Origin of the sequence: Methylobacterium sp. CCH5-D2, from assembly GCF_001556475.1 — a bacterium.
In the GTDB taxonomy this organism is placed as follows: domain Bacteria; phylum Pseudomonadota; class Alphaproteobacteria; order Rhizobiales; family Beijerinckiaceae; genus Methylobacterium; species Methylobacterium hispanicum.
The window spans coordinates 1-3,702 of record NZ_LSIX01000597.1; the positions used below are offsets into that span (position 1 = coordinate 1).

The 3,702-nt window shown below is 75.5% G+C and carries 4 protein-coding genes; 3 read left to right on the forward strand and 1 reads right to left on the reverse strand.

All coding sequences use genetic code 11. From position 1 onward, the window contains the following. The 3 genes from AX737_RS15395 to AX737_RS15405 all read left to right on the forward strand — a co-directional run. Positions 1-1,046: phage portal protein (locus tag AX737_RS15395; RefSeq protein WP_066922718.1), on the forward strand; the 1,046-nt coding region annotated here is incomplete at its 5' end. Between the two features lie 14 nt (positions 1,047-1,060). Beyond that, positions 1,061-1,546: an HK97 family phage prohead protease gene (locus AX737_RS15400; protein WP_066922720.1), complete on the forward strand. Its 486-nt coding sequence runs from the start codon at positions 1,061-1,063 to the stop codon at positions 1,544-1,546. Beyond that, positions 1,543-2,790, forward strand: a complete 1,248-nt coding sequence (locus AX737_RS15405; protein WP_066922722.1) for a phage major capsid protein — start codon at positions 1,543-1,545, stop codon at positions 2,788-2,790. The genes AX737_RS15400 and AX737_RS15405 overlap by 4 nt, the downstream gene beginning before the upstream one ends. 16 nt (positions 2,791-2,806) lie before the next feature. On the opposite strand, the gene AX737_RS15410 is transcribed toward AX737_RS15405, so the two are convergent. Next, entirely contained in the window at positions 2,807-3,346 is a 540-nt protein-coding gene (locus AX737_RS15410; RefSeq protein ID WP_066922724.1) for a PAS domain-containing protein, read from the reverse strand. Positions 3,347-3,702: the final 356 nt, after the last annotated feature.

Sequence of the window (3,702 nt, forward strand, 5' to 3'; positions counted from 1 at the left end):
GCGCCTCCTGGACCGCGCGCGACGCCACCGCGCTCGCCCGCGCCGGCTACGGCCGCAACGCGGTGGTGCACCGCGCGGTGCGGCTCGTGGCCGACAGCGCCGCGAGCGTGCCGCTGGTGCCGTCGGGTGCGGGCGGGGACGCGCTGGCCGCGCTGCTGGCCCGGCCGAACCCCCGCGAGGACGGCACCCGGCTGCTGGAGACCCTCTACGCGCGGCTGCTGCTGGGCGGGAACGCCTACCTGGAGCAGGTCAGCCTGGACGGCACCCCGCGCGCGCTGTTCGGCCTGCGCCCCGAGCGGGTGCGCCCGGTGCCGGGGCCGGACGGCTGGCCGGTCGCCTACCTGTACGGCGACGGCGCGCGGGCGCGCCGCTACGAGCAGGCCGGCCCGGTGCCGCCGATCCTGCACCTCGCCCTGTTCAACCCGGAGGACGACCTCGCCGGGCTCGCCCCGATCGAGGCGGCCGCGACCGCGCTCGACATCCACAACGCCGCCGGCGCCTGGAACAAGGCGCTCCTCGACAACGCCGCCCGGCCCTCGGGCGCCTTGGTCTTCGGGGGCCAGGCCCACCTCTCCGAGGCGCAGTTCGACCGGCTCAAGGGCGAGCTCGAGGCGAACTACCAGGGTGCCGCCAACGCCGGCCGCCCGCTGCTGCTCGAGGGCGGGCTCGACTGGAAGCCGCTGGCGCTCTCGCCGCGCGAGATGGACTTCGTCGAGGCCAAGCACGCCGCCGCCCGCGAGATCGCCCTGGCCTTCGGCGTGCCGCCCCTGCTGCTGGGCCTGCCCGGCGACAACACCCACGCGAACTACGCCGAGGCCAACCGCGCCTTCTACCGCCAGACCCTGATCCCGCTGGTGCGGCGCACGGCCGAGAGCCTCGCGCACTGGCTCGGCCCCGCCTTCGGCGAGGCCGCCCTGGAGCCCGACCTCGACCGGATCGAGGCGCTGGCCGCCGAGCGGGAATCGCTCTGGCGGCGGGTCGGCGCGGCCGACTTCCTCTCGGCCGCCGAGAAGCGCGAGGCCGTGGGCTACGGCCCGGGCGCCTGAGGGGAGGAGCCGACATGGTGCCGCACACGGACGGTCTCGTCACCGGCTACGCCAGCCTGTTCGGGCAACCCGATCTCGGCCGCGACGTCGTCGCGCCGGGTGCCTTCGCGCAGAGCCTGCGGGCCCGCGGGGCGGCCGGCGTGCGCATGCTGTTCCAGCACGACCCGGCCGAGCCCGTCGGCGTCTGGCTCGAGATCCGGGAGGACGCCCGCGGCCTGCGCGTCGCCGGCCGGCTCAACCCGGCGGTCCGGCGCGCCCGCGAACTCGACGCGCTGATCCGCCAGGGGGCGCTCGACGGGCTCTCGATCGGCTTCCGCCCGGTGAGCGCCGCGCCCGACCGGGCCGGCTACCGCCACCTGCGGGCGGTCGATCTCTGGGAGATCTCGCTCGTCACCTTCCCGCTTCTGCCGGGGGCGCGGCTCGACCGCCCCCTCGGCCTCAAGATGCGCGACCTCGCCCGGCGGATCGCGCCCGCCAGCCTCACCGGAGAGAGAGCATGACGCACGCCGAACCCACCTACGAGACCAAGGCCGGCACCGGCGCCGAGGCCCAGGGCGCGCTCGAGGACCTCGCCCGCGCCTTCGACGCCTTCAAGGCCGAGAACGATGCCCGCCTCGGCCGGATCGAGCGCCGCTCCGGCGCCGACCCGCTGACCGAGGAGAAGCTCGCCCGCATCGACGCGGCCCTCGAGCAGGCCCGCACCCGGCTCGACCGGCTCAGCCTCGACCGGGCGCGCCCGCCGCTGCTGGCCGGCCCCGCCCCCCGCGACGGCCTGGCCGAGGAGCACAAGGCGGCCTTCGACCTCTACGTCCGGGCCGGCGAGAGCGGCGGCCTCAAAGGCCTGGAGGCCAAGGCGCTGTCGGCAGGCTCCGGCCCCGACGGCGGCTACCTCGTGCCCGAGACCGTGGAGCGCGCGGTGCTGCGCCGCCTCGCCGAGCGCTCGCCGATCCGCGCGATCGCGGGCCAGCGCACCATCTCGGGCGGGCTCTACAAGCGCGCGGTCGCGACCGCGGCGCCGGGCGCGGGCTGGGTCGCCGAGACGGCCCCGCGCCCCGAGACCGCCGGGCCGGGGCTCTCCGAGATCGCCTTTCCGGCGATGGAGCTCTACGCCATGCCGGCGGCGACCCAGACGCTCCTCGACGACGCGGTGGTCGATCTCGACGCGTGGCTCGCCGACGAGGTCGAGACGGCCTTCGCCGAGCAGGAGAGCGTGGCCTTCGTCACCGGCAACGGGGTGAGCCGGCCCAGGGGATTCCTGGCCTACGACACGGTCGCCAACGCCGCCTGGGTGCCGGGCAAGCTCGGCTGCGTCGGCACGGGCGCGGCCGGCGCCTTCCCGAACGCGGCCCCGGCCGACGTGCTGATCGACCTCGTCTACGCGCTCCCGGGCGGCTACCGCCAGAACGCCGGCTTCGTGATGAACCGGCGCACGCAAGCCGTGATCCGCAAGCTGAAGGACGGCGACGGCAACTACCTCTGGCAGCCGCCCGCCGCCGCCGGCACGCCCGCCACCCTGATGGGCTTTCCGGTCACCGAGGCCGAGGCGATGCCCGACATCGCCGCGGGCAGCCTCGCGGTGGCCTTCGGCGATTTCCGGCGCGGCTACCTCGTGGTCGACCGGGCGGGCCTCAGGGTGCTGCGCGACCCCTACTCCGCCAAGCCCTACGTGCTGTTCTACACCACGAAGCGCGTCGGCGGCGGGGTGCAGGACTTCGCGGCGATCAAGCTGCTGAAGTTCGCCTGACGGAGGCGCCGCCGCCTCAGTGCGAGCGGCGGCGCACCAGGAGGCGGCCGATCTCGAGGAGCAGCGCGTCGATGAGGAGGCGCAGGAACGGCTTGCCGCTCCGGTCGATCGCCTCGCGGGCCGCGATGCAGTGGTCGGCCGCGACCTCCAGCCAGTCGCGCCGCTCGGCGTCCGGCCCCTCGGCCGGGTCCCGGTGGCGGTGCGTCGTGTCGATGTAGGTCCCGTAGCCCAGGCCGCCCGCGCCCTCCTCGGGCAGGCGGCCCTGGTTGAGCACCCAGCGCACGCCGTCCGGCCCGTGCACGCGGAACTCCGCCGCGAACGGGCCGCCCGCGCGCCGGGCCCGGCGGATCTGCGCGAACACCCAGTCGCGGTCGTCCGGGTGGATGCGCCCGAGCGCCACGTCGAGGGTGAGCGGCTTGCCGGCGAGCCCCGCGTCGCCCGCCATCAGCGCCGCGGCCCCGTCATCGAGGATCGAGCGGCCGGCCGCGACGTCGGTCTGCCATGTGCCGATGATGCCCGCCGCCTCCAGAGCGGGGGGAAAGGATCGGTCGGTCATCAGGGCACGTCGTCCGGGACTACTCACGCCGCCCGGAAGAGCCGGGGCACACGCGTGAAAGTGCCATGGGACGCGACGGGCGACTAGCCCAAAATCTCAGGCTAGCGCCGCAGCCTCGCGCATCGATCATGGACTTTAGATCATGCTTTTCAGATCAGGGCTGCCGTTTCGCCACAGCTTCGACCGTCTGGCTGCATGCGCACGTATCTGGAGAGACACTTTCTTTGTCCGGCAGGATACATCCGCGGGCGGCGGTGGCCGCCGGGCGCGCGGGCCCGGTCTCAGCGCCGGCGGGGCGGCCGGGCGGCCCAGTCGGCGCGGCCGCCGCGTGCCGGCTCGGCGGCGCCGACCTGCAT

Excerpts from the sequence above, each read along its gene's own strand:
- AX737_RS15400 (WP_066922720.1), top strand. The coding sequence starts at position 1,061 with ATGGTGCCGCACACGGACGGTCTCGTCACCGGCTACGCCAGCCTGTTC.
- AX737_RS15410 (WP_066922724.1), bottom strand. The coding sequence starts at position 3,346 with ATGACCGACCGATCCTTTCCCCCCGCTCTGGAGGCGGCGGGCATCATC.
- AX737_RS15405 (WP_066922722.1), top strand. The coding sequence starts at position 1,543 with ATGACGCACGCCGAACCCACCTACGAGACCAAGGCCGGCACCGGCGCC.